26 protein-coding genes, 1 riboswitch and 1 other annotated feature are annotated in these 20578 nt (G+C 42.8%); of the genes, 20 read left to right on the top strand and 6 right to left on the bottom strand.

Translation table 11 applies throughout. The features are described 5' to 3' along the window. The 6 genes from MHB79_RS06265 (at position 1) to MHB79_RS06290 (ending at position 6637) form a co-directional block, all read left to right on the top strand. Complete coding sequence (locus MHB79_RS06265; RefSeq protein WP_106032385.1) at positions 1–1011, top strand: ABC transporter ATP-binding protein; 1011 nt, start codon at positions 1–3, stop codon at positions 1009–1011. Continuing rightward, positions 1011–2633: a peptide ABC transporter substrate-binding protein gene (locus MHB79_RS06270; protein ID WP_050945202.1), complete on the top strand. Its 1623-nt coding sequence runs from the start codon at positions 1011–1013 to the stop codon at positions 2631–2633. The genes MHB79_RS06265 and MHB79_RS06270 overlap by 1 nt, the downstream gene beginning before the upstream one ends. A gap of 111 nt (positions 2634–2744) precedes the next feature. Further along, positions 2745–3686 (top strand): S66 peptidase family protein, encoded by a 942-nt coding sequence (locus MHB79_RS06275; protein WP_340989334.1) that lies wholly within the window; start codon positions 2745–2747, stop codon positions 3684–3686. After that, positions 3683–4762, top strand: coding sequence for a mandelate racemase/muconate lactonizing enzyme family protein (locus MHB79_RS06280; protein ID WP_340989335.1), 1080 nt, complete (start codon positions 3683–3685; stop codon positions 4760–4762). The genes MHB79_RS06275 and MHB79_RS06280 overlap by 4 nt, the downstream gene beginning before the upstream one ends. Next, positions 4762–5679, top strand: a complete 918-nt coding sequence (locus MHB79_RS06285) for a C40 family peptidase (protein WP_340989336.1) — start codon at positions 4762–4764, stop codon at positions 5677–5679. The genes MHB79_RS06280 and MHB79_RS06285 overlap by 1 nt, the downstream gene beginning before the upstream one ends. Beyond that, positions 5669–6637 (top strand): ABC transporter ATP-binding protein, encoded by a 969-nt coding sequence (locus MHB79_RS06290; protein ID WP_003211497.1) that lies wholly within the window; start codon positions 5669–5671, stop codon positions 6635–6637. The genes MHB79_RS06285 and MHB79_RS06290 overlap by 11 nt, the downstream gene beginning before the upstream one ends. 39 nt (positions 6638–6676) lie before the next feature. Here the strand turns inward: MHB79_RS06290 and MHB79_RS06295 are convergent, their stop codons facing one another. Beyond that, positions 6677–7558 (bottom strand): dimethylarginine dimethylaminohydrolase family protein, encoded by an 882-nt coding sequence (locus tag MHB79_RS06295; protein WP_003210878.1) that lies wholly within the window; start codon positions 7556–7558, stop codon positions 6677–6679. Between the two features lie 179 nt (positions 7559–7737). Between MHB79_RS06295 and MHB79_RS06300 the strand changes: the two genes are divergently transcribed. From MHB79_RS06300 to MHB79_RS06320, 5 genes are all read left to right on the top strand, one after another. Beyond that, positions 7738–8259 carry an acyl-CoA thioesterase gene (locus tag MHB79_RS06300; protein ID WP_034619972.1) on the top strand — a complete coding sequence of 174 codons (522 nt, stop codon included), beginning with the start codon at positions 7738–7740 and terminating at the stop codon, positions 8257–8259. A 114-nt stretch (positions 8260–8373) separates the two neighbouring features. Continuing rightward, entirely contained in the window at positions 8374–8700 is a 327-nt protein-coding gene (locus tag MHB79_RS06305) for a PadR family transcriptional regulator (protein WP_012009682.1), read from the top strand. Positions 8701–8704: 4 nt separating this feature from the next. Continuing rightward, positions 8705–9457 (top strand): HAAS domain-containing protein, encoded by a 753-nt coding sequence (locus MHB79_RS06310; protein ID WP_335355925.1) that lies wholly within the window; start codon positions 8705–8707, stop codon positions 9455–9457. Between the two features lie 112 nt (positions 9458–9569). Further along, complete coding sequence (locus MHB79_RS06315; RefSeq protein ID WP_003211008.1) at positions 9570–10058, top strand: small multi-drug export protein; 489 nt, start codon at positions 9570–9572, stop codon at positions 10056–10058. Positions 10059–10075: 17 nt separating this feature from the next. Continuing rightward, on the top strand, positions 10076–10621 hold the full coding sequence (locus tag MHB79_RS06320) for a GNAT family N-acetyltransferase (RefSeq protein WP_335353084.1): 546 nt from the start codon (positions 10076–10078) through the stop codon (positions 10619–10621). Between the two features lie 17 nt (positions 10622–10638). On the opposite strand, the gene MHB79_RS06325 is transcribed toward MHB79_RS06320, so the two are convergent. Both MHB79_RS06325 and MHB79_RS06330 read right to left on the bottom strand, forming a co-directional pair. Beyond that, a complete protein-coding gene (locus MHB79_RS06325; protein ID WP_335353085.1) occupies positions 10639–11682 on the bottom strand; it encodes a bifunctional transcriptional activator/DNA repair enzyme AdaA in 1044 nt (347 codons plus the stop codon). Positions 11683–11856: 174 nt separating this feature from the next. Continuing rightward, positions 11857–11991 carry a YrzI family small protein gene (locus MHB79_RS06330; protein ID WP_003212325.1) on the bottom strand — a complete coding sequence of 45 codons (135 nt, stop codon included), beginning with the start codon at positions 11989–11991 and terminating at the stop codon, positions 11857–11859. Positions 11992–12211: 220 nt separating this feature from the next. Continuing rightward, positions 12212–12319, top strand: a riboswitch (guanidine-I (ykkC/yxkD leader). Between the two features lie 66 nt (positions 12320–12385). Here MHB79_RS06330 and MHB79_RS06335 point away from each other — a divergent pair. Together MHB79_RS06335 and MHB79_RS06340 are read left to right on the top strand one after the other, a co-directional pair. Then, a complete protein-coding gene (locus tag MHB79_RS06335; RefSeq protein ID WP_003211810.1) occupies positions 12386–12715 on the top strand; it encodes a DMT family transporter in 330 nt (109 codons plus the stop codon). Then, positions 12712–13026, top strand: a complete 315-nt coding sequence (locus MHB79_RS06340; protein WP_003212530.1) for a DMT family transporter — start codon at positions 12712–12714, stop codon at positions 13024–13026. The genes MHB79_RS06335 and MHB79_RS06340 overlap by 4 nt, the downstream gene beginning before the upstream one ends. A 32-nt stretch (positions 13027–13058) precedes the next feature. On the opposite strand, the gene MHB79_RS06345 is transcribed toward MHB79_RS06340, so the two are convergent. After that, a complete protein-coding gene (locus MHB79_RS06345; RefSeq protein WP_003211372.1) occupies positions 13059–13244 on the bottom strand; it encodes a hypothetical protein in 186 nt (61 codons plus the stop codon). Positions 13245–13406: 162 nt separating this feature from the next. Here MHB79_RS06345 and purU point away from each other — a divergent pair, with 162 nt between their 5' ends. The 6 genes from purU to MHB79_RS06375 all read left to right on the top strand — a co-directional run bounded on the left by purU (position 13407) and on the right by MHB79_RS06375 (position 18950). Continuing rightward, complete coding sequence (gene purU, locus MHB79_RS06350; protein WP_340989340.1) at positions 13407–14309, top strand: formyltetrahydrofolate deformylase; 903 nt, start codon at positions 13407–13409, stop codon at positions 14307–14309. A gap of 43 nt (positions 14310–14352) precedes the next feature. Continuing rightward, positions 14353–14571 (top strand) — a binding site (T-box leader). Positions 14572–14626: 55 nt separating this feature from the next. After that, on the top strand, positions 14627–15724 hold the full coding sequence (proB, locus tag MHB79_RS06355; RefSeq protein WP_003211523.1) for a glutamate 5-kinase: 1098 nt from the start codon (positions 14627–14629) through the stop codon (positions 15722–15724). A 12-nt stretch (positions 15725–15736) separates the two neighbouring features. Next, positions 15737–16984: a glutamate-5-semialdehyde dehydrogenase gene (locus MHB79_RS06360; RefSeq protein ID WP_268458788.1), complete on the top strand. Its 1248-nt coding sequence runs from the start codon at positions 15737–15739 to the stop codon at positions 16982–16984. 125 nt (positions 16985–17109) lie between these two features. Next, positions 17110–18246, top strand: a complete 1137-nt coding sequence (locus tag MHB79_RS06365; protein ID WP_340989344.1) for a Rap family tetratricopeptide repeat protein — start codon at positions 17110–17112, stop codon at positions 18244–18246. Continuing rightward, positions 18236–18370, top strand: coding sequence for a hypothetical protein (locus tag MHB79_RS06370; protein WP_003211284.1), 135 nt, complete (start codon positions 18236–18238; stop codon positions 18368–18370). Before MHB79_RS06365 ends, MHB79_RS06370 begins: the two co-directional genes overlap by 11 nt. A gap of 151 nt (positions 18371–18521) precedes the next feature. Beyond that, positions 18522–18950, top strand: coding sequence for an organic hydroperoxide resistance protein (locus tag MHB79_RS06375; RefSeq protein ID WP_044138892.1), 429 nt, complete (start codon positions 18522–18524; stop codon positions 18948–18950). Between the two features lie 32 nt (positions 18951–18982). Here the strand turns inward: MHB79_RS06375 and MHB79_RS06380 are convergent, their stop codons facing one another. Further along, positions 18983–19429 carry a MarR family winged helix-turn-helix transcriptional regulator gene (locus tag MHB79_RS06380; protein ID WP_003212097.1) on the bottom strand — a complete coding sequence of 149 codons (447 nt, stop codon included), beginning with the start codon at positions 19427–19429 and terminating at the stop codon, positions 18983–18985. A 162-nt stretch (positions 19430–19591) separates the two neighbouring features. Between MHB79_RS06380 and MHB79_RS06385 the strand changes: the two genes are divergently transcribed. Beyond that, complete coding sequence (locus tag MHB79_RS06385) at positions 19592–20008, top strand: organic hydroperoxide resistance protein (RefSeq protein ID WP_003212261.1); 417 nt, start codon at positions 19592–19594, stop codon at positions 20006–20008. Between the two features lie 61 nt (positions 20009–20069). Here MHB79_RS06385 and MHB79_RS06390 read toward each other — a convergent pair whose 3' ends face one another. Then, entirely contained in the window at positions 20070–20540 is a 471-nt protein-coding gene (locus MHB79_RS06390) for a nucleoside deaminase (RefSeq protein WP_003212370.1), read from the bottom strand. Between the last annotated feature and the right edge of the window lie 38 nt (positions 20541–20578).

Raw genomic sequence — 20578 nt, forward strand, 5'->3', positions numbered from 1 at the left:
TTGAAAAAAGTTCTACAAATCATCGATCTGCACGTCAGCTTTCGGACATATGGCGGCTCAGTTCGAGCGGTACGCGGGGTGAATGTGGATGTATATGAAAAAGAAACCCTTGCCATTGTAGGAGAGTCAGGCTGCGGGAAAAGTGTGACTTCACAAAGCATTATGAGGCTGCTGCCAGCTTACAGCGCTCATGTTGATCGGGGAGAAATCTGGTTTGAAGACCGAAATTTGCTGTCATTATCTGAAAAAGAAATGCGCGCCATACGAGGTGTCGATATTTCGATGATCTTCCAAGATCCAATGACCGCACTGAACCCAACCTTGACAATCGGCGATCAGCTCATGGAGGCGGCAAAGGAGCATCAAAAGCTGACGAAAAAAGAAGTGACAGAAGCCGCCATTCGGATGCTTGATTTGGTCGGCATTCCGCAGCCGAAGGAAAGGCTAAAGCAATACCCTCACCAGTTCAGCGGGGGAATGAGGCAGCGGCTCATGATTGCCATGGCACTAATTTGCGAGCCCAAAGTGCTGATTGCTGATGAACCGACGACTGCACTGGATGTGACCATACAGGCACAAATATTAGAGCTGTTTAAAGAGATTCAGAGAAAAACAGGGGTCACCATTATTTTAATCACACATGATTTAGGGGTCGTCGCCCAAGTCGCAGACCGGGTAGCCGTCATGTACGGAGGGAAAATGGTGGAGGTCGGAACGAGGCGAGATATTTTTTACAGTCCGCAGCATCCCTATACAAAAGGACTTCTGCAATCCGTTCCAAGACTTGATATGAAAGATGAACTCATTCCAATTGAAGGAAGCCCGCCTGATTTATTTGCTCCGCCAAAGGGCTGTCCGTATACAGATCGCTGCCCGTCCGCCATGAAGGTGTGTGATCATATCATGCCGCACGAAACGCAGCGGTCACCTACCCACACAGTGCATTGCTGGCTCCAAGATGAGCGAGCGAATCAAACCGTTTTATCTTCAACACAAAGGGGGAGTTTTTGATGAGAAAAAAGGGATGGATCATCAGTATATGTTTGTTCACGATCATGCTGCTCGCAGGATGTACAGCCAATGAGCAAGCAGGGAAAGGATCATCAAGCAATCAGGGTGAAAAGAAAATATTAACCTTAAATAACGAAAATGAACCGACGTCGTTTGATCCGCCGATTGGTTTTAATAATGTATCGTGGCAAGGGCTCAATAACTTAATGGAGGGATTAACGAGACTGAATGAAAAGCACGAACCATCTCCTGCAATGGCGGAAAAATGGGAGATATCAGAGGATGGAAAAACGTACACGTTCCATTTAAGAGATGGCATCAAGTGGTCAAATGGTGATCCAGTGAAAGCGAGTGACTTTGAATATGCGTGGAAGCGGCTGCTTGATCCGAAAACAGGCTCATCTGCATCGTTCCTAGCCTACATGATTGAAGGCGGAGAGGCATTTAACAGCGGAAAAGGAAACAAAGAAGACGTGAAAGTCAGCGCTGTAAATGACAAAACGCTTAAGGTCACACTGGCATATCCGCAGAAATCGTTCTTAAATATGACCGCAAACCCTGCTTTTTTTCCTGTCAATGAACAGGTAGCTAAGAAGGACCCAAACTGGGCAAAAGACGCCAAAACCTTTGTCGGAAATGGACCGTTCAAGCTGACAGAGTGGAAGCATGATGAGAGCTTCACAATGGAAAAAAGTGAGACGTATTGGGACAAAAAAACAGTCAAGCTGGATCAAGTGAAGTGGCTGATGATCAGTGATCGAAACACAGACTATCAAATGTATCAATCAGGAGATTTAGATACTGCCTTTGTCCCAGCAGAGCAAAGTGAAAATCTGCTGAAAAATAAAGATGTACAAATTGAAGACCAGGCTGGATTGTTCTTTTATCGTCTGAATGTGAACATGGAGCCTTTTCAAAATAAGAACATCCGCAAAGCTTTTCAAATGGCGATCAACCCGCAAGATATCGTGGATTATGTAACGAAAAATGAAGAGAAGCCAGCACGTGCCTTCGTCTCGCCAGGCATTCTTGATTCAAAGGGTGAGGATTTCAGAAAAGCTGGCGGTGATCTTGTGAAGAATGATAAGAGTGAAGCTGCGAAGTTATTAGAAAAAGGGCTGAAAGAAGAGAACTATTCAAAACTGCCAGCCGTCACATTGACATACAGTACAAAGCCTGAGAACAAGAAAAAAGCTGAAGCCATCCAGCAGCAGCTGAAAGAAGCGCTAGGTGTAGATGTGAAGCTTGCAAACATGGAAGCCAATGTGTTTGCAGAAGATCAAAAGGCGCTCAAATTCCAATTCTCACAAAGTTCATTTTTAGCAGACTATGCAGATCCGATCAATTTCCTAGAGAGCTTTCAAACAGGGAATGCCATGAACCGGACAGGATGGTCAAACGATACCTATGATCAGCTGATCAAAAAGGCGAGCCAGGAAGCAGACGAGCAAAAGAGAAACAACATTCTTCATGATGCAGAGGCACTTCTCATTGAAGAAGCACCGATCATTCCGATTCATTTTTATAACCAAGTTCATTTACAAAAAGAAGGCGTGAAGGGGATTGTCCGTCACCCTGTTGGGTATATCGATTTGAAATGGGCACAAGTAGATGGAGAGTAATATTAGGATCAAAAGACGCTTTTAGATAAAAGCGTCTGTTCCTTTATTCGTTCATGTTATGAAGCAGAAACCCATAGATTGAAAGAAACAAAGAGAAAGAGGGGATATGGCATGAGCCAGCTTCCAGTGGCACTTCAAACAGGGGATACGGTGGGGGTTATTGCACCAGCAAGCCCGCCTGATGAGCTGAAATTAGCAAAAGGGATTGCCTTTTTAGAAAGCCTCGGGCTAAAGGTGAAAAAAGGGAAGTATTTGGGCCGCCGGTATGGATATTTAGCAGGTCATGATCATGAAAGAGTGGAGGATCTTCATCGTATGTTTCAAGATCCAGAAGTGAAGGCGATTATTTGTGCTTGCGGAGGATACGGGACTGGCAGACTTGCGGAAGCCATTGACTATGACCTGATTCGCCGGAATCCAAAAATCTTTTGGGGCTATAGTGATATTACGTTTTTACATACGGCCATCCAGCAGCAGACGGGTCTTGTGACGTTTCATGGGCCAATGCTTTCCTCTGATGTGGGACTTGAGGAGGTCCATCCTTATACGAAAGATACCTTTTTACAGCTGTTCGCACCGAAAGCCTTTACGTATGCGCACTACTTGTCACCCCTTCATACTTTCTATTCGGGCACCGCTTCAGGTGAGATTGTAGGAGGAAATCTTGCCCTCATCGTGACAACACTTGGTACGCCTTTTGAAATCGATACGAAGGGAAAGCTTTTGTTCATTGAAGATATTGACGAAGAGCCCTATAAGATCGATCGAATGATGCAGCACCTCACATCTGCTGGAAAATTGGATGATGCGGCTGGATTCATCATTGGAGATTTTCATCAATGTGAGCCAAAAAAGAAAGATCAGTCCCTCACGTTGAATCAAGTATGGGACACCTATATTGTCCCGCAAAAGAAACCTGCACTTGGAGGCTTCCGAATCGGTCATTCTTCGCCGAACTTTGCCATTCCAATGGGCACGCACGCTGCATTAGATGCGACAGGAAAAAAACTGCACATTTCTCCAGGCGTTGCAGCGAAAGAGGCGATCAAATGAAAATCGTCGATGTTCGTACATGCAGAATGAGTGTACCGCTAAAAAAGCCTTTCAAAACCGCTTTACGAACGGTGTATGACGCAGCATCTCTGATTGTTATCATCACATATGATCAAGGTGACGTCAGCTACGGAGAGGCAGTCCCGACAACGGTGATTACAGGTGAAACGCTGGAAAGCATCGACTATGCCATATGCGAAGTGATCAGACCGATTTTGCTTGGAGCTTCCTTGTCAGAATATGAACAAATTTTTTCTCATATGAACCGTGTGCTCGCTTGCAACACGAGCGCAAAGGCAGCGGTTGACATGGCCATTTATGATGGTTTAGCGAAGCAGGCAGGGCTTCCGCTTTATCAATACCTTGGCGGATATCGCAGTCAGCTTGAAACCGATTATACGGTCAGTGTAAACCGTCCGCTTGAGATGGCGGAAGATGCGAAGCAATACGCAGCAGAAGGCTTTCAGACATTAAAGATCAAGGTAGGAAAAGATGATATAGACACGGATATTCAGCGTATCAAGCGAATTCGAGAAAAGATCGGGCCGGATATTCAGATTAGGCTCGATGCGAACCAGGGCTGGACGTGGAAGGAAGCGGTCGTAGCCATTCGGAAAATGGAGCCACTGAATATCGAACTAGTCGAGCAACCAGTGCCAAAAGAAGATATCGAAGGCCTGCGCCGTGTGACGCAGGCAACAAATACACTGATTATGGCAGACGAAAGCATTTTCAGTTTTCATGATGCGATCAAGGTGCTTGAAACGAGAAGCTGTGATTTAATCAATTTAAAATTAATGAAATCAGGCGGCATAAAAGAAGCCTTAAAAATCAATGCTTTGGCAGAAGCATACGGCGTAAAGTGCATGGTTGGCAGTATGATTGAGTCAAAACTTGGCATTACAGCAGCCGCTCATCTCGCCGCCAGCCAGCCAAATATCACCCGCTATGATTTTGATGCCCCGCTCATGCTAAAAGAGGACATGGTAGACGGAGGAATCGTGTACAAAGGAAAAGATATCTTTTTCCCGCCGCATCATGGGTTAGGCATTCAAGGGGTGAAAGGAGTCTCATGATGATATTTGAATCAAAGGTTGCAGTTGCGAACGTATGGACAGCGCCGCAGTCACCGAGAGAAATCGATCAAAAGGTTCTTCATGGCTCCTTCAAAATCAAAGAGTGGATTGACAAGCAAACATATGAAGAAAAACTGGCTTTATGTGAAGAAAATCTGATCCAGTCGCAAGTACTGCTCGGCGAACGAGTCATTGGATTAGAAGAAACAGACGGCTGGATGAAAGTCGTTATTCCGCAGCAGGCCAGCCGGAAACATCCACAAGGCTATCCTGGCTATATACCTGCGAACCAACTAAAGCAAGTGACAGAAGGAAGTGCACCTACTGCATCTCATATCGTTTGTCAGAAAAAAGCCATGCTCTATCGAAACGGGCAAGCGGACATGGAAATTAGTTTTTTAACAGAGCTCGTAGCTGTAGAAGAAACGAGTGATTGCTTTCGTGTTGTCACACCAGCAGGGACGAGAGAAATCAATAAAGCAGATGTGCATCCAGTTTCATCCATTTTTTCTATGGCCGGCAAAGATGTTGTAGACAAGGGAAAACAATTTATTGGTCTTTCGTATTTATGGGGCGGCATGAGCAGCTTTGGCTATGACTGTTCGGGCTTTGCTTACAGCATGTATAAAGCGTGCGGATATCTTTTGCCGAGGGATGCAAGTGACCAAGCAGTGCAAGGAACACCGGTCGCATCAAGCCATTTAGAACAAGGCGACTTATTGTTTTTCGCCAATGACAACGGAAAGGGAGCAGTCCGCCATGTTGGGATCTACGCAGGTGATGGTATGATGCTTCATTCACCTAAAACCGGCAGAGAAATTGAACTTCTTTCCCTTGCTGGCACTTCATATGAAAAAGAATGGGCAGGTGCAAGACGGTATTTGCCAAGCGAGAGGAGGAAAGGTCATGGCAGTTGAACCACTTTTACAAGTAAACAATCTCAAAAAACATTTTCATCTATCGAAAGGAAGAACGCTAAAAGCGCTAGACGGTGTCTCCTTTCAGCTGAAACAAGGCGAAACATTTGGCCTTGTTGGCGAGTCCGGCTGCGGGAAATCCACACTTGGAAAAGTGCTTATGCGCCTTTATGAACCGACAGATGGAGAAGCTTTGTATGAAGGGAAAAGCCTTCATCACCTTTCACAAAAAGAATCCTTTGATTTTAATCGGCAAATTCAAATGGTGTTTCAAGATCCGTATTCCTCCTTAAATCCGCGGCTATCTGTAAAAGATATTATGCTGGAGCCAATGGAGATTCATAACCTTTATGGGAGTCAAAAGAAAAGGGTTGCCCGGGTGAAAGAACTACTGGAAGCTGTTGGACTTAGCTATGACTTTGCCACGCGCTATCCTCATGAATTCAGCGGAGGGCAGAGGCAGAGAATCGGTATTGCAAGAGCACTCGCCTTAGCGCCGAAATTTATTGTGGCAGATGAACCAATTTCTGCACTAGATGTCTCCGTTCAAGCGCAGGTCGTGAATTTGCTGAAGAAACTGCAAAAGGAGGAAGGGCTGACATTTCTCTTTATTGCGCATGACTTGTCGATGGTCAAATATATTAGCGACCGAATCGGTGTCATGTATTTAGGTCATCTCGTCGAATTGACTAGCAGTGATACGTTATATCAAACACCGCTGCACCCCTATACACAAGCATTGCTGTCAGCGATCCCCATTCCAGATCCTGACGTGGAGGACAAGCGCAAAAGGTTCATTTTAAAGGGAGAAATTCCAAGTCCAGTGAACCCGCCAAGCGGCTGTGTATTTCGAACAAGGTGTCCTGCAGCGATGGATGTGTGTGCTGAAAAAAAGCCAACATTACAAGCAGTAGAAGAAGGGCATGATGTCGCCTGTCATTTATACGATCGGACATAAAAATAGGCAGAAAAAAAGCCAGCAAGTAGACAAACTGTTCTACACGCTGGCTTTTTTAGTGAACGAACGCCTAATCGGCAATGTGCAGCATCTAAAAGAGCCGCCAGATTTAATGATTTCTGAAAAATCCACTTCAATGACAGTGTAGCCGTGAGCGGTTAATGCAGCATTTGTTTCTTGATTGATGGGCAAACTGATCACTTTTTTCTGTCCAATGGATAAAACGTTTGGGCCGAGTGTGAATTGCTCTTGTTCGCTTATTTCAATTAGATGATAATGCATGTTGAGCAGGTGAAGATCCTCTTTTTTGAACGCTTCTGGATAAATCAATATCTCATCATGAGAGAGAATATTCATCACACAATCGAGATGCAAAATGTGAGCAGGAAGATGAATGGGAATGATGTCATGATCCGGCAGTTCTTTTTTAAGCTCATGAATAGCGGCTGGATTTGTTCTTTTGCTCGTTCCGACAAATACGCGTCTTTGATCCACAAGCACATCGCCGCCTTCAATCGTTCCATTTGTCAGGGTAACAGTCTTCAACCCATTTCCCTGTGCCCACTCTTTTAACAATTGTTCTTCTCCTTGCCTAACTGGAGCGGCCATGCTTGAAACAAAGAGTGTATGTCCAATCGTAAACCCAATATCCCGGGTAAACACTTGTTCAGGAAAGCGGTCATTTGCAGGAAGCATAATGGGGCGTACTTGATGGTCTTTTAGGGTTTGGATCAATTGCTTATGCTGAGTAATGGCTTTCATTTGAGAAATATTTTCTCTTGCAAAATGTTTTTGGGTTTCGTTGATGATCTGTTTGATTTCCATATAGATGGGACTGCATAAAAGGACTTCTTGTAAATCGTCATATTCACTCATGCATTGCGGCATTTTGTGTATTTGTTCTGCTCTCATAGAATCCATCAAATGGCCTCCTTGTTTGTTCATAGTTCTATTATTCCTCGTTCTAGTCATAGTTGAAACATTTCCGAAAGAAAATCTCTCACAGGAGACTAAAGCAAAATGTTTAGACAAACCTAAAAGAATAGTGTTTAATAAAAGTCGTTCCGCATTCACGAAAACAGCAAGAAGGAGCTATGATGATGAGTGAAGAAAATTTCAAATACTGTAAGGAATCGAAAGTTGTCAAAACAAGCAGGGTATTCCCTCTAGATACGAATAATCACCAAACCTTATTTGGCGGAAAATTAATGAGTTATATAGATGACATTGCCTCCATCTCGGCAGCAAGGCACAGCCGATGTGAAACGGTCACGGCATCAATGGATTCAGTTGATTTTTTAGAGCCGATTGGACAAAAGGAGTCGGTATGTTTAGAGTCCTATGTCACATGGGTGGGTACGTCTTCTATGGAAGTGTTCGTCAAGGTCATCAAAGAAAACTTGATGTCTGGAGAGCGCAGACTCGCAGCGACTTCATTTCTTACCTTTGTGTCGTTAGATGACAATGGGAAGCCTAAGAAAGTCCCACAAGTCATGCCGGAAACAGAGGAAGAAATCATGCTGCATCAAACCGCAAAACAGCGGGCTGAAGAAAGAAAAAGCCGCCGAAAGCATAGCAAGGCACTGGCTGACGCACTTGGGACAGATAAACCATGGGCGTAAAAATCACCCTTTAAGCGGTGATTTTTTTCTAGAACGGTATCTTGCATGGCAAGATAGTGTGTGGTAAGATGATGCTATCTTGTGATGCAAGGTACTGGAATCGGAGGAACAAAGATGACAACATCCACACAAATGCTAAAAGGAATTTTAGAAGGCTGCCTGCTGTCGATTATTTCAGAGGGTGAGATTTATGGATATGAAATGACGAAGAAGCTCGCTCATTATGGATTTGATCAAATTAGTGAAGGCAGTATCTACCCGATTCTGCTGCGTATGCAAAAGGAACAGCTTGTGACCACTGTCACAAAAGCATCAGCAAGCGGGCCGAAAAGGAAATACTATACGCTCACACAAGCTGGAGAACAAGCGCTCACAGAGTTTATTACCCGCTGGAGTGAGCTTTCAAAAAATGTGAACTGTTTACTACAAAAAGGGAAGTGAGATTATGGTATCAAAAGAAACAAGACACATCTTACTAGAGCTGAAATTTTATCTCATATCAATGGGAAAAAATGAGGACGAAATTGATGAGCTGATGGATGAGCTAACGACACATGCGGTTGAGGCTGAAAAAGATGGCAAAACAGGGGAGGCTGTGTTTGGCAGAGATCCGAGGGGCTATGCTGATGAACTCGCAAAAGAGCTGTCAGGAAACCATAAAGACTGGGTTCCTTTCGTCAGTGCCTTCTTAATTGGTTCACTCTTTTATATGATTTTATCAGATGCGATCAGTCAAAGCTTATCCTATTCTTGGTATGCGTTAATTGGCTATCCGCTCGTTTTAGTAGCCAATGTCATCATGATTATTGTGATGTTTAGAGCGTCTGCCTTTCAGACAGGCGGCCGGGCATTTCTTTATTTTTGGATCTTAGGAATCTTTCAACTGACTTCAATGGTCACAATCAAACTATTGGATCAAAAGCTCGGCACACCATTACTTGTGCTGACCTCAGGTCAAAGATGGGGCGTCATCCTGCTCATGCTGTTATGTATCATTGTCTTTAATGCAATCTTAAAGGCGAATGTCGTTTCATTGATACCGGTTATCTTCTTCGGACCGCAGCTCATATTCGAATGGCTTGGCTGGACATCACCAAGCGTGCTTCTCATGCAAAGTCTACTATCGGTTGTGATCGTAATAGGGCTTATGCTCATGGCCTTACGCCGGGCGAACAAGAAAAATGAAAACACGATGTAAAAAATAGAGCACATCCATCCGGTGTGCTTTTCTTTTTCTAAAAAAATGTAGAAATGGTAGCGTATTTTTCATTACAATGGGAAGAGGACAAAAATGAAAAGGGGTTCTATGCTTGGATATTTTATGGGGATATGTACTTGTTTTTGTATTGGCTGCTTTGCCTTTTTTTGAAGTGGTTGGTGTTGTTCCACTGGCCATCTTAGGTGGACTGCATCCTGTGACAACGGCTGTAATCGGATTCATCGGCAACTTTCTCACAGTCTTGCTCCTCATTGTTTTCGTAGACCGCTTCAAAGCATGGCGGTTGAGAAGAAAAGAGGACAAAAGTGATGAAAAAGGAGAAAAAAAGCAACTGCGAGCCAGAAAAATTTGGGAACGATATGGTCTCCCGGGATTAGCGCTTATTGGTCCTTTTATCATCGGCAGTCATCTAGCGGCATTTATGTGCATGAGCTTCGGGACGAAGAGAAAGCAAGTTGCGGTGTGGATGACAGTCAGTTTAATGATGTGGACGGCGCTGGCAGCTAGTTTAACCGGTGCGGGAATCCATTACTTTGCCCCAGATTCAAATGGATTGTTCGGTGATATTTTTAATCAGTAAGTGAGGGGGGATCATAAATGAAACTTCAAACACGCACAGTGCTTGAAACAGAGCGCCTTAGACTGAGAACGATGAATGAACATGATGCATCATTTTTATATGACATGTTGTTCCAAGATGAAGAAGTAATGAAGTATTATCCTTCTTTGAAGGATGAGCAGCAGACGAAAGAGTGGATTGCATGGAATCAAAAGAATGACCGTATGTATCATACTTCTCTCTGGATCATTGAAGACAAAGAAACGAATGAACCACTTGGACAAAGCGGGATTGTTCTGCAAAACATTGAAGGACAAACAGAACTTGAAATCGGCTACATGCTAAAAAAAGCAGCGTGGGGAAATGGCTATGCTGCTGAAGCCGCAAAAGGCTGTCTCACCTATGGTTTTGAAGAAATGAAGGTCAGACGAATGGTGAGCTTAATCCGCCCAGACAATGAAGCATCGGTAAAGGTCGCTTTAAAAATAGGCATGAAAAAAGAAAAAACCATTTCAAAATGGGACCAAATCATTGATGTATACAGCATCACCCGCAACGAAGAAAACGGCTCGCTTACAAAATAAGCAGAGCCGTTTTTATTTTATATCCGCTGTTCTAGCTGAAGTAAATATTTCTTACGTTCAACCCCGCCGCCGTAGCCGCCAAGCTCACCACTTGTTTGAATGACGCGGTGGCATGGAATGATGATCGCCAATTGATTGGCACCATTTGCATTCCCTACCGCCCGGACCAAATGCGGATCGCCCAGCATCACAGCAAGATCTCGGTATGAACTTGTTTCGCCTGATGGAATGCGTGTGAGCAGGTCCCACACCTTCATTTGAAAAGGGGTACCATGCATGGAAAGTGGTACGGTAAACTGCGTCAGTTTTTTCTCGAAATATAAGGTCAATTCCTTTACCAATTGTTGGTGGATGTTTGTTTCCCCAACTAAAATACGAGCATGATGCTTTTTTCTCAAGTTCTCAATTTCCTTTTCTAGTCCCCGCCTGTCCATAAATTCCAGTAAATACACATGCGCGGCATCTGTCACGCTGATCATGCGTCCAATCGGTGTGGAAATAAAATTAGCGTGGAGAATCTTGGTTTGCGTCTTTTTAGGGGGATTTCCCATGATTTTCGTAAAGGCATCATTGAAGGCACTCGAAGAATCATAGCCCAAGGCGACCTGCTGATCAATCACTTTTTTTCCATTCATAATTTCTTTAAAGGCAAGCCCCATTCGGCGTGATCTCGCATATTGAACAAAGGTCATGCCGTAGATTTCTTTGAATTTCCGCCGGGCCGTTGCAGAGTGAATCCCTAACTCGCGAAAGTCCTCTTCTTTCCAGCGTTTTTCAGGATGTGTTTCAACTGCTGAAACGAGTGTTTTGACTTCTTCTGGAATGCTGTTTGGATAGGTTAATGGAGTGCAGCGCTTGCACGGACGATATCCTGCTAGCAGTGCTTCCTCTGCTGTAAAGAAAAACTCACAGTTCTCATATTTTGGTTTTCTAGCGGTACATGTGGCATGGCAGAAGATACCGGTCGTCTTAATGCCGGCGAAGAATGTGCCGTCATATTGCGGATTCTTGTCAACCAGTGCTTGATAAAATTCATGTTTCTGTTCGTCGGTTATCATCATGCGATCCACCTCTTGGTTTCATTATTTGGGCCGATACAACGGATGATCTGTAAATGCAGCATCCTAAAGTTGAACGTTCATCACATCAATCTGAGTTCATTATACCAGCGATATGATTGTTCCTTTAACGTCTGAGCGTGTCTAACTTGGTCCTTCTTCCATATTTTTTCTGTTTTAGTTCATATACTTTAGTTGTTTCTGTTTCATTTCTTCATAAAATGTTTCAACTTCTTGTTCGTAAAGAACGGTCTCCATGTCCTTGTATTTACGCTTGATCGTCAATGTAATAAAAAATAAGTGGATTGTCATATACGTTCATTTCCCTTCGGTTAGCAGCACGCAAATATCCCGCAGATCTTCTTTATCAGTTGATCTGTTTCTAACACTTAGTATACGCCGGTCCGAAATCATTTCTTTCGAAAAATGAACAAGTATATTTGAAGAGGGAGAGCAAACTGGTAGACCGGCATATTGGGGTGTGATAAGATTTTTAATACAGAATCTGCTCTAAGTCAGGTCTGTTTATCATGAATTGGTTTTCTAGGGTTCCGTGCGCTGGCGCAGTCTGGACCGAGAGAAAACACATAGGGTCTTAGAAGAGGCCATATGGACACGGAGGGATAAAAGCCCGGGAGATTTGATCAAACGATCGATTTCCAGGCTTTTTTTGTTGGTTGGAATCGTTCAGAAAGGAGAAGATCAGATGAAATGGGGAAATGTCTTTATTGCGGCCATCTTTGAAGTCGGCTGGGTGATGGGGCTGAAATATGCCCACTCGCTCATAGAATGGGGCGCAACCATCGTTTGTATTATCGTGAGCTTTTATTTACTCCTGAAAGCAACAAGTGTACTCCCAGTTGGCACACTTTATGCCGTTTTTACCGGGCTTGGGACAGCAGGAACCGTCGTCATAGGCATGGTGCTTGGTGAGCCGGTTCAGCTTGTCAAACTGCTTTTGATTGTCATGCTTTTGTGCGGTGTATTAGGACTGAAGCTGACAACAGGTGAAAAGAAGGGAGAGGCTGAATCATGAGCTGGCTTTTACTTATTGGAGCAGGCATCTTAGAAATGTTTTGTGTGACCATGATGAACCAATTCCAAAAAGACAAGCATGTCAAATGGATTTTATTCATTGCGGCTGGCTTTTCGATGTCCTTTCTGATGCTGTCTCTTGCGATGAACACGATTCCGATGGGAACGGCGTACGCCATTTGGACTGGAATCGGAGCTGCTGGAGGCGCCATCGTCGGTATGCTGTTTTACGGAGAATCGAAAGACGCAAAACGTATTTTCTTCATCGCACTGATTTTATCTGCGGCAGTAGGATTGAAAATCATTGAATAAGAAAAGGCTGGCAGATAGATGCCAGCCTTTTGTTACATCGAATGATGATTGGAATCGTTTTCATTTTTGCGGTAAAGCTGGCTCACAAGCAGAAAACACACACCAAATGTGAGAAAAGGAATGAGTCTTTCACCGGCTATAAAAAGGGAAATACCTGTGATCAGACAAATGATGCCGAGCCAAAAGCTCACTTTTCCAAACAAAGTCATACTTTTCATCTCCATCACTCCTTTTATGATAAAAGGTCTATTCACATTATATCACGATAGGTGCAGAATTGAATGAATATTCAATGAAAAATAGGGCTCTACATTGCTTTTTCTCTTTCCAGTCCAGTATAATATTTCATTAGAATGAAAACGTAAATGAGGTCATGATACATGAGAACTTTGATAACAGAGAAACTTGAATTACACAGACAAAAGCATGAGCAAAAAGGAAGATTGCTTGTCAGCTGCCCGGATCAGCCTGGAATTGTATCAGCTGTTTCTTCCTTTTTATTTGAGAACGGAGCAAATATCATTGAATCCAGCCAATACACAACAGACCATGAAAGCGGCCGGTTCTTTTTAAGAATTGAATTTGATTGGAAAGACATCTCGGCAAATATGGATCAGCTGAAGCTGCAGTTTGAGCCAATTGCAGCATCTTTTCAAATGACGTGGAGCATGTCGCGTGCAAGTGAGCTTAAAAAGCTGGCAATCTTTGTGTCAAAAGAGCTTCATTGTTTACATGAGCTGCTATGGGAATGGCAAAGCGGCAATTTGATGGCTGAAATTGCGGTCGTGATCAGCAATCATGAAACGGCAAAAGATACAGTAGAAGCGCTTGGAATCCCGTTCCATTTTGTGAAGGCGAACAAAGACATTCGCAAAGAAGCGGAAAAACAGCAGCTCGCATTATTAGAAGAGTATGATATTGATGCCATTGTGCTAGCTAGATACATGCAAATTTTAACACCTGCTTTTATAGAACAGCACCCGAACAAAATCATTAATATTCATCATTCCTTCCTGCCAGCGTTTATCGGTGCGAATCCATATAAGCGGGCATATGAGCGAGGTGTCAAATTAATTGGCGCAACTTCTCATTATGTGACCAATGATTTAGACGAAGGACCGATCATTGAACAGGATATAGAGCGTGTAGATCACCGGGATGATGCGGAAGCTCTAAAAAATATTGGTCGAACAATTGAGCGGAGTGTGCTTGCACGTGCCGTCAAATGGCATCTAGAAGATCGAATTATTGTGCATGAGAATAAAACGATTGTATTTAATTGACCGCTTGACTTTTCCTTTGCAATTGGTGATAATATAAAAAAATTAACGAGCGTTGAAAAGGAATAGTAAGCAGGAACTGATGCGTAAAGAGAGCAAATGACATGCTGAAACATTTGCCGCAGACAGCTGCTGAACCTGCCCTTTGAGCCTTAGAGGAAAAATCTAAGCGCGTGCCTGGCGTTACAGGAGTTGAGTGGAATAAGCTAGATGTATGCTTATTCAATGAAGGTGGTACCACGGAAAATCCCTTTTCGTCCTTTACATAAGGAGAAAAAGGGATTTTTTTGTGCCTAAAGGTATAGCGGAGGGAATCAATAATGAAAAAGCAAAGGATCGTCATCAAAATTGGCAGCAGTTCATTAACAGAGCAAAAAGGAGCCATTGATGAACAAAAAATGCAGGATCATGTGAAAGCGATAGCAAAGCTGAAAGAGGCTGGGCATGAAATTATTTTAATTTCATCAGGAGCCGTGGCAGCAGGGTTTGGCAGCTTAGGGTATCCATCAAGACCTGTGACCTTAAAGGGAAAACAGGCAGCAGCAGCCGTTGGTCAGGGCTTATTAATGCAGAAATATACAGAACTATTTTCACAGTTTCACATGACACCTGCACAAATGCTTTTAACCCGTAATGACTTTTCAGATCGAACAAGATATCGAAATGCTTATGCAACGATGATGGAGCTGCTAGAAAGAAAAATTTTACCGATCATTAATGAAAATGATTCTGTCTCCATTGAGGAGCTTACCTTTGGTGATAATGACATGCTGTCAGCTCTTGTCAGTGGATTAATTCATGCAGACCAATTGATCATCTTAACAGACATTAACGGTATTTATAATGCAAATCCAAATGAGCATCCTGAGGCGAAGCGTTTTGATGTACTAACACACATTTCAGAAGAATTGTTTTCATATGCGAAGAGCACAGGCTCAAAAGTGGGAACAGGCGGGATGAAATCAAAGCTGTCTGCTGCACAAACGGCACTTTCACTAGGCGTGAAAGTCTTCATTGGTACAGGTACTGGTGAGGATAAGCTGCTTCATATTCTAGCGGGTCAAGGAGACGGAACGTATATCGGAGAACAGGACTTATCAGCTGTTAACAACCGCCGTCAATGGATTCAATTCCATTCACCCGTTTCTGGGAAAATTATGATAGATGCAGGAGCGGAAGCGGCGATTTTGCATCATGGCAGAAGTCTTCTTCCAGCTGGCGTCATTGATGTCGCTGGTGACTTTTCTAAAGGAGAGGTCGTTGAAGTCGTCGGTCCGAATGGGCTAGTAGGTAAAGGACAAACCTTGTACGCATCCGATGAGCTTCTCAGTATTAAAGGAATGCGAAGTGATGAGCTTTCAAATGAGAAGCCTGAAGTCATACACAGAGATCACTGGGTACAGCATGTACAAAACTGAGGAGGGAATACGATGAATGAAGTTCTTGAAAAAGCAAAAAAAGCAAGTGTAGCCAAAGATCAGCTGCTCCTAAAAACGACGGAGCAAAAAAATGCAGCTTTACATGCCATCGCAACGGCACTTAAAGCATCTTCCGCTTATTTACTCGATGAGAATAAAAAGGATGTGCAGGCTGCAGAGGAAAAGCAGTTCACGCCTTCTGTTATTGACCGCATTAGACTCACGGAAGAGAGAATTGAAGCCATCGCAGACGCGACCCTTCAACTCATTCACCTAAAAGACCCAATTGGTGAAACATTAGAAACCATTCAAAAAGAAAACGGTCTGTACATCGAAAAGGTGCGTGTGCCTCTTGGAACGGTTGGAATGATTTATGAAGCAAGACCAAACGTGACTGTAGATGCTGCCACCCTTTGTTTGAAAACTGGGAATGCTGTTATTCTTCGCGGGAGCTCCTCTGCCATCCATAGTAATAAAGCGATTGTGAAGGTGATCCATGAAGCGCTTCACACAACGGATATTCCAGTAGACAGTGTGCAATTGATTGAAGATACAGGCCGTGAAACGGCGAAAACGCTGTTCACTTTAAATGAATATCTGGATGTCCTTATTCCGCGCGGCGGGAAAAATTTAATTGATCTTGTTGTGAGAGAGTCTACCGTGCCAGTGCTTGAGACAGGTGCAGGGAACTGTCATATCTACATTGATGAAACAGCGAAAAACGAAATGGCTGAGCAGATTGTGCTGAATGCAAAAACCCAAAGGCCGTCTGTTTGCAACGCGATCGAGAGCATTGTCATTCATGAAACATGGGCAAAAACATATGGCGCTTCGTTATGTGAAGCCCTTCATGCAAATGGGGTAGAGATACGGGGCGATGAAGCTGTATGTGCTCTTGCGCCAAGTGCTTCATTAGCGACCACAGAGGACTATGAAACAGAGTTTTTAGCGCCGATTGTCAGTATTAAAATCGTAGCCAATATAGAAGAAGCGATTCAGCATATACAAACGTATAGCTCCAAGCACTCTGAAGCGATCATTACGGAAAATGATCAAAATGCGTCACTGTTCTTAACAGCTGTCGACGCTGCCGCTGTCTATCATAATGCCTCTACTCGGTTCACAGATGGCTTTGAATTTGGCTACGGAGCAGAAATAGGGATTAGCACACAAAAACTGCATGCAAGAGGACCTATGGGTCTGCCTGCCTTAACCTCTGAAAAGTTTGTCATTCGCGGTCAAGGACAAATAAGAGAATAACGAATTCAAAAGAGAGTCTTGTGACAAAAGGACTCTCTTTTTCCTTTCATTTTTGTATTTCTTCGGTCAAGTATGATAAAATATGGTAATGTTTTATATTTTGAGAAGATTGGAGAAGGCAACGTATGGCGAAAATCATTCCCTCTTCGGATATTGGAGTGAAAATCAACAAGTGGTATGAATTAATCCGCAGATTTGATTCAGAACAAGCAGAACAACTAAAGCAGGAAATTCGCACCTCTCTTGATTCAATGGAAGAAGATCAGAATTTGCTTCTCTATTTTTCTTTAATGGAATTCAGACATGAGGTCATGCTCGATTATTTAAAGCCATTAAAGGAAGGAAAGCTTCGCGCCAACTTTTCCGAGCTTTCGAAAGAAATAGATGAGCATCAAACACATGTCACAGGCATGCTTGAATACTACTATCATTTTTTCAGAGGCATGTATGAATTTGGCCGTAGGCAGTATATTGCTGCCATCTCGTCTTATCAAAAGGCAGAGCACAAGCTTTCTTTTGTGTCAGATGATATTGAACGTGCGGAATTTCATTTTAAAATGTCAGAAATATATTATCACATGAAACAAACACATATCTCGATGCATCATGCCAAACTGGCGCGAGATGTCTATATTCAGCATGAGCTATATGCGCTTCGCATGATCCAATGCGAATTTATTGTGGCAGGTAATTATGATGATATGAGAAGACATGAAAAGGCATTACCACATCTCGAGAGAGCGCTTGCGAGATCAAGAGACTTTCAAAATGTGCGTTTTATTGCTTCCTCTTTGTTTAATATGGGCAACAGTTATTACCGAATGGGCGATCTTGACCGCGCACTCGAACTAATGAAAGAATCCATCTCGTTATTTGACCAAAATCAATCCGATCACCTTCGTCGATCCATAGACCCTCTTTATACAGCCGCTCAGATATTATACAAACAAGGTAAACACGAAGAAGCCTTACACTACAGAAAAGAATGTATGAAGCGAGCAGAAGCACTTCAAGATGACATTCATATTCAAAAGACGATATTTTTAGAAGCATTGTATTTAAAGCAAGATGCGGAGCATATTAAACAAATTTTTCATTTTTTAGAGTCTGCCTATGCATATCCAGATATAGAGGAGTTGGCATTAGACACCGCAAAGTATTATAATGAAATGGAAGATTATGAAAAATCTTCCATGTTCTACGGAGAAGCGGAACATGCTCGAATCTATATTCAGAGAGGGGATTGTTTATATGAATTTTAAAAAATGGGCAGTCGTCTGTACAAGCATCACCATCCTGGCGTTATGGCTGGCAGCAGCAAATGCCGACCCGGATAACAGAAACCATACGCTACAACAACCAAATGCGCAGCATGACATCATCTAAAAGCCCTTATTAAGGGCTTTTTTTACTGTTTACATAAAATAGAGGAGAAAGGAAATCTTAAAAAAAGAGTGTGTATTCGTTGACTCTTGAATTTTAATTGTGTACAATTCAATTGTAGAAAATATTATTGGAGAGAAAGAGGGTTATATACATGTCAGAAGTTTTATTTACTGCAACGGTATCAGCTGTAGGAGGAAGAGAAGGAAAGGTTGTTTCAACTGATGGTGTGCTTGAGCATGATGTAGCAATGCCTGGAACACCAAGAGCGAAAAAAATTGAAAAAGCAACAAATCCAGAGCAATTATTTGCAGCAGGCTACTCTGCATGTTTTGATTCAGCCCTTCAAATGGTCGCAAGACAAGAGCGTATCCGTTTTGAAAGTGAAGTAACAGCACATGTGAGCTTAGTAAAAGACAGTTCAGATGGCGGCTTCAAACTAGGCGTTAAGCTAGAAGTAAAAGGAACTGGAATTGAGCAATCAGCATTAGATGAGCTTGTTCATAAAGCACACGGCGTATGCCCATATTCAAAAGCGACTCAAGGAAATATCGAAGTAGAATTAGTAGCTGTCGCACAATAATTGATATCATAAAAGGCTGAGGGAATGTTCCCTCAGCCTTTTGATTGTGTTAATTTTTGCAAAAGCTCATGCAAAGAGGCGCGCAGCGTTTTTAACTCTTCTTCCGATCTGCCTGTCCCAGACAGCATCTGAAATGGAATTGCAGTAGCCTTCTCTTTTAGTTGCTCGCCATATTCCGTTAAACGAATTTGCACAGAACGTTCATCCTCTTTCGAGCGCTCGCGGATGATGAGTCCGTTTTGCTCCATCCGTTTCAGCATAGGTGTGAGTGTACCGGAGTCTAAATATAAAAGCTCTCCCATCGTTTTCACATTTAATGTCCCATGCTCCCACAATAAAAGCAGTGCCAAATATTGCGGATACGTAATGTCTAACTCTTCTAATAACGGTTTATACTGCTTCGTCATCTCTCTTGAACTTGCATATAACAAGAAACAAAGCTGATTTTCCAGCTTCATATGCTCGAATTCATTTGTCATGTCAGTCACCAACTATTTTTTGTCATACTTATCATTGTATAAGATTTTCTTCTTTTTTAAAATAAATACAGCCCAAAAACGAAAAAATTCTTTAATGTGCGATAAATGTTTGAGAAATGGATAGAACGTGAAAGGAATAAATAGATAAAGGAGGAGATGAAGATGAAACCATTATTCACAGCAAAAGTAAAGGCACAACATGGAAGAGCTGGACATGTTCGTTCAGAAGATGGTGTGCTCGATCATAACATTGTCATGCCTAATGCAAAGAAAGACGGAGAAACTGGTACGAATCCAGAGCAATTATTTGCAGCGGGCTATGCAGCTTGTTTCGGAGGGGCACTTGAACAAGTAGCGAAAAAGCAAGGGGTCAACATTGAATCAGAAGTCGAGGGACATGTCAGTCTTTTAAAAGATGAAAGTGATGGCGGATTTAAGCTTGGTGTCAAGCTGATTGTATCTGCAAAAGGCCTTGACCATGACAAGGTGAAAGAGCTTGTTGAGGCTGCGCATGAATTCTGTCCATATTCAAAAGCAACAAGAGGGAACATCGAAGTAGAGCTTGAAGTGGCTGAATAAAAAAGGTCCTCTATCACGCTGAAAAAAAGAAACACCTGCTGATGAGCGCAGGTGTCTTTTTTTAATATTCTTTCTTTTGTTCGTATGTTTCCCATGCTTCAAATGGTGCAAGGGTTTTTTGAAGTGTCAGCTGATAAAATGGAATATTTCTTGATTCGTAATCTTTATTGATTTCTTCATAAATAAACGAGTCATCAAAACCGGAAACTGCTGCATCCTGATGTCCAGCAGCAAAATAGACCGCTTTTGGTCTAGCCCAGTAAATAGCACCAAGACACATCGGACAAGGCTCACAGCTTGTATATAAAATACAATCTTCTAATTGGTATGTATTCAGCGTTTGGCACGCCTTTCGAATGGCTGTGACTTCAGCATGTGCGGTTGGATCATTTGTTGTTGTCACATTGTTGCTTCCCTCGGCAATAATCTGTCCATCCTTGACAATGACTGCTCCAAAAGGGCCGCCAGTACCACTATTGACTCCTTCTACTGCAAGATCAATTGCGCGTTGTAAAAAATCTTCGTGATTCATTGTCTTCCTCCCTTTGTTCGACTGACTTCTCTAGTATA

Source organism: Bacillus sp. FSL M7-0558, assembly GCF_038003245.1.
Classification (GTDB): Bacteria; Bacillota; Bacilli; order Bacillales; family Bacillaceae; genus Bacillus; species Bacillus pumilus.

Coding starts and splice junctions, on each gene's coding strand:
- MHB79_RS06270 (WP_050945202.1), top strand. CDS start 1,011: ATGAGAAAAAAGGGATGGATCATCAGTATATGTTTGTTCACGATCATG.
- MHB79_RS06275 (WP_340989334.1), top strand. CDS start 2,745: ATGAGCCAGCTTCCAGTGGCACTTCAAACAGGGGATACGGTGGGGGTT.
- MHB79_RS06280 (WP_340989335.1), top strand. CDS start 3,683: ATGAAAATCGTCGATGTTCGTACATGCAGAATGAGTGTACCGCTAAAA.
- MHB79_RS06285 (WP_340989336.1), top strand. CDS start 4,762: ATGATATTTGAATCAAAGGTTGCAGTTGCGAACGTATGGACAGCGCCG.
- MHB79_RS06290 (WP_003211497.1), top strand. CDS start 5,669: ATGGCAGTTGAACCACTTTTACAAGTAAACAATCTCAAAAAACATTTT.
- MHB79_RS06295 (WP_003210878.1), bottom strand. CDS start 7,558: ATGGATTCTATGAGAGCAGAACAAATACACAAAATGCCGCAATGCATG.
- MHB79_RS06300 (WP_034619972.1), top strand. CDS start 7,738: ATGAGTGAAGAAAATTTCAAATACTGTAAGGAATCGAAAGTTGTCAAA.
- MHB79_RS06305 (WP_012009682.1), top strand. CDS start 8,374: ATGACAACATCCACACAAATGCTAAAAGGAATTTTAGAAGGCTGCCTG.
- MHB79_RS06310 (WP_335355925.1), top strand. CDS start 8,705: ATGGTATCAAAAGAAACAAGACACATCTTACTAGAGCTGAAATTTTAT.
- MHB79_RS06320 (WP_335353084.1), top strand. CDS start 10,076: ATGAAACTTCAAACACGCACAGTGCTTGAAACAGAGCGCCTTAGACTG.
- MHB79_RS06325 (WP_335353085.1), bottom strand. CDS start 11,682: ATGATGATAACCGACGAACAGAAACATGAATTTTATCAAGCACTGGTT.
- MHB79_RS06330 (WP_003212325.1), bottom strand. CDS start 11,991: ATGACAATCCACTTATTTTTTATTACATTGACGATCAAGCGTAAATAC.
- MHB79_RS06335 (WP_003211810.1), top strand. CDS start 12,386: ATGAAATGGGGAAATGTCTTTATTGCGGCCATCTTTGAAGTCGGCTGG.
- MHB79_RS06340 (WP_003212530.1), top strand. CDS start 12,712: ATGAGCTGGCTTTTACTTATTGGAGCAGGCATCTTAGAAATGTTTTGT.
- MHB79_RS06345 (WP_003211372.1), bottom strand. CDS start 13,244: ATGAAAAGTATGACTTTGTTTGGAAAAGTGAGCTTTTGGCTCGGCATC.
- purU (WP_340989340.1), top strand. CDS start 13,407: ATGAGAACTTTGATAACAGAGAAACTTGAATTACACAGACAAAAGCAT.
- proB (WP_003211523.1), top strand. CDS start 14,627: ATGAAAAAGCAAAGGATCGTCATCAAAATTGGCAGCAGTTCATTAACA.
- MHB79_RS06360 (WP_268458788.1), top strand. CDS start 15,737: ATGAATGAAGTTCTTGAAAAAGCAAAAAAAGCAAGTGTAGCCAAAGAT.
- MHB79_RS06365 (WP_340989344.1), top strand. CDS start 17,110: ATGGCGAAAATCATTCCCTCTTCGGATATTGGAGTGAAAATCAACAAG.
- MHB79_RS06370 (WP_003211284.1), top strand. CDS start 18,236: ATGAATTTTAAAAAATGGGCAGTCGTCTGTACAAGCATCACCATCCTG.
- MHB79_RS06375 (WP_044138892.1), top strand. CDS start 18,522: ATGTCAGAAGTTTTATTTACTGCAACGGTATCAGCTGTAGGAGGAAGA.
- MHB79_RS06380 (WP_003212097.1), bottom strand. CDS start 19,429: ATGACAAATGAATTCGAGCATATGAAGCTGGAAAATCAGCTTTGTTTC.
- MHB79_RS06385 (WP_003212261.1), top strand. CDS start 19,592: ATGAAACCATTATTCACAGCAAAAGTAAAGGCACAACATGGAAGAGCT.
- MHB79_RS06390 (WP_003212370.1), bottom strand. CDS start 20,540: ATGAATCACGAAGATTTTTTACAACGCGCAATTGATCTTGCAGTAGAA.